This is a genomic window from Legionella tunisiensis, from assembly GCF_000308315.1.
Classification (GTDB): Bacteria; Pseudomonadota; Gammaproteobacteria; order Legionellales; family Legionellaceae; genus Tatlockia; species Tatlockia tunisiensis.
The window spans coordinates 1-3,006 of the sequence record NZ_CALJ01000032.1 but is presented as its reverse complement, the minus strand read 5'-3'; the positions used below and the strand labels follow the sequence as shown (position 1 = coordinate 3,006).

The window sequence follows — 3,006 nt, the reverse complement described above, 5'->3', positions numbered from 1 at the left end:
TGATTATCAGGGCTTGAATTTTGTATTCAATGATCAAAACTCAAGCCCTGCTGCTCTGGGTACTCGCATCCTTGGCAATTAGAAGCCGCTTCCCATCCGCGCAGTGCTTTCAGTACTCTCATCTTTTTTCAAGCCCTTAATCTCATCTAAAAAGGGTAGTTTAAGGATGGGGGCAACTTGAGGACTGGTAAAAAATGCAATTTGGTACTTGGATTTTAATACGTCCCGTACTTTATCCACTTCAGGTGCAATAACCAATTCTTTGCCATTTGCAAATTTCACTAAAGAGGCTTTCGTTGCGTTTTTTGTTAATGCTGATACCAAGTCCCATAAGTTTCTTATTGGTTCACCATTGACCTCAATAACACGATCGCTTTCACACATTGCCCCACGGCTAAGGGCAAAATTTTCATAACCGTCCGTGTCTTCTGATACCAGAATATTCTGTAGTACAACAACTTCGTAACCGTCCTTTTTAGGCGAAATCCTGGAAAATTCATTAAACATGAGCGGAACATTGGATTTATCAACAATGACTTTTTGCCCAGTTGCATAACTGGTTGTAAATGTGTCCATCAAGGGTTGGGTGCAACGGACAAACACATAGCCGCCATTTTTTCCCGAAGGCTGAATGTGGTATTTGAGTGGTTTGTCGCTCTTGGGTCCGACAATACTGCGGCCTAACTGTTCAGTTAGCCTAACCGTAATTTTTAGTGTTTCAGAGTCTCCCTGGTCATTTTTTCTTTGAATTACAAACACTATCTCATCGAGGTATTTCTTGCGCTGTAAAAGATAGAGATAAGAGATAGGATTCTCGAGTTCCTTGACCTGAACACTTCCATCGGCGTGAATTTTATGGCCATCTATTGCAAGAATGACATCGCCTTCCCGCAAGAGAGTATAAGCGCATGACGTGGGTGGTACTTGCGATACACGGATGCCTAAGGGTTCACTCTCAAGAGAATCTTGCATATTCAATTGAGCTCGTAGAGAAGGATTCTTTACTGCTTGCCACTCAAAGCTGATTTGAGGGACAGTCACATAATCAATAAATTGCTTTGCCCTGAGTGCACCGAAGCGTTTGTAGTTTTCTATAGTTTGTACAATGGTGCAGGCAGGAATAAAATAACCCACATTACTGAGTGAAGATGTGCCTTGGCTTACGATGCCGATACACTCTTCTTGTTTTTCCCGTACTATCGTAATCGGTCCGCCACTATTACCAGGGTTAATTGGTGCACTGGTTTGTACAGTAATACCTGGTAAGCGGGAGTTGGCGATGGTGGATACTTCCGTTCTTGATACATGGCCTTTGGTAAAGGAAAGACCTTTTCCTCCTGTGGGATAACCATAGGCATTTACCTCCGTTGAAGAAGGTTGAAATTCCGTATTAATGTCTAATGGTTTCACTTTATTTGCCAGGAGGGCTTCGGCTTCTGGAGAAGTCGTCTCTACGATAGCAACATCCATAATAGGGTCAATCCACACCGGCGTTACAGGTAATTCGGTAGACCCTTGATTAAATTTTACTTTTAAATAAGTTGAATTGGCCACCGCATGCGCATTGGTCACTAAATACATTTTGCTGCCGTGTTGTACAACTGTAATCGTAGCGCTTGATTTGGTCGGTTGACCAACAGACCAAGCAGAAACGTAATTAACGGTTTGCTTGTCCACTTCGAGTTTGAGCGTAGAGTTTACTAACATTTATTACCCTTAAGTTACTATTGATAATTAAGATCGTTACAACCATTTTTAACTGCTGCGTATCTTAGCTTGTATATTGAATATAACAATGGGTGATCCCCTCTTTTCCTCTCAGTCCCAACTCTAAATTATTCATCTCTAATTTTTAAGCAGGGACAAGGCGATAGGTATGTTACCGTAGCCAGCGTAGCGCTTGATGACGCTTTAGTGTTGCGTTGTGATTTAGCAAAGGTGTGCTCAGACTTTTTAATTTTCTCTTAAGCTGAATTTGGTAAAATTTTAAGCAAATTTTATAAATCGGTTGAATAACAAAATGAAGCTAAGGCAATGGATATTAAAGCAAATCGAAGATCCTGAAATGAAATGTATCTTGCTAGGGGAAACACACAATTCAAACGCAGGAATGCTTGGTTTAAAGGAAACAATTGAGATTTTGCAGAAAGAAAGGCCTGGGAAAAAAATCAGGGTTTTTCAGAGGGGCTGATCGCTTTGCAAGAAGGGATTAATCAACCGTACTTTGTAGATGATATTCCTACAACGTTAAGACGCTCTCACAGACTATTTTATACCCAATTAATCGAGCAAGGCATCGAATTATTTGGCCTTGAAAATAAGATTTCTGCTCCATTTATTACTGTTCAATCCCATGAAGATATATCCAAAATTGTGGAGGCTTTGAACCTGCCATGCAAAATCTATCATGACGAAAGTGAGATATCATTATTTGCTTATAACGCGTTGGCTCAGAAAGTATTTGCCGAAAGTTTGGAGAGAATTATTCGACCAAATGAAATATTTAGTAGTTATATAGGCCAAGGGATTGATAAAGACACTATTTGTATAGCGCTTGTTGGCGTTAAACACATTCCCAAGGTCAAGGGTGACATGGATAAAACCATCGAAGAAGGGATGCAAGATAGATTAAGTACTGTTGGAAAAACAAGACCTTGTTATGTAACTTATGACTATTCCGATACGGAAGAGCAGTTTGATAATGAGGTCACTCCATATTTTCCGAAATCTGATACGTTCGGTTCCTATGAGCCAGTTGAGTCTTGTACTGTAATTCAAACGGATTTAGTTCCTTCTAATCTAATAAAAAATACGATCTTCCAGCAATCAAATAAGCATGAGAAGAATGTAAATAATTCTAATAAAAAATGCGTCACCATGTGATTTCATTCTATTTTTCAAAAGTTCTAATAGCCAGCGTAGCCTTGATTGCGTTACGCTTCATCAAGGCTACGCTGGCCAATTTAGACAATTGGAGAGTAAATGATGAGTAAAGCTTTTACTAAA

At 39.8% G+C, this 3,006-nt stretch carries 2 protein-coding genes; one reads left to right on the top strand and one right to left on the bottom strand.

Annotated features, from left to right (window positions below; all coding sequences use genetic code 11):
* Positions 1-78 precede the first annotated feature (78 nt).
* Positions 79-1,707, bottom strand: coding sequence for a S1C family serine protease (locus tag BN58_RS02425; protein ID WP_019215488.1), 1,629 nt, complete (start codon positions 1,705-1,707; stop codon positions 79-81).
* A 489-nt stretch (positions 1,708-2,196) separates the two neighbouring features.
* On the opposite strand from BN58_RS02425, the gene BN58_RS02415 reads away from it, so the two are divergent.
* The gene (locus BN58_RS02415; RefSeq protein ID WP_019215486.1) at positions 2,197-2,883 is read left to right on the top strand and encodes a hypothetical protein; all 687 of its coding nucleotides are present in this window, start codon (positions 2,197-2,199) and stop codon (positions 2,881-2,883) included.
* Positions 2,884-3,006 lie beyond the last annotated feature (123 nt).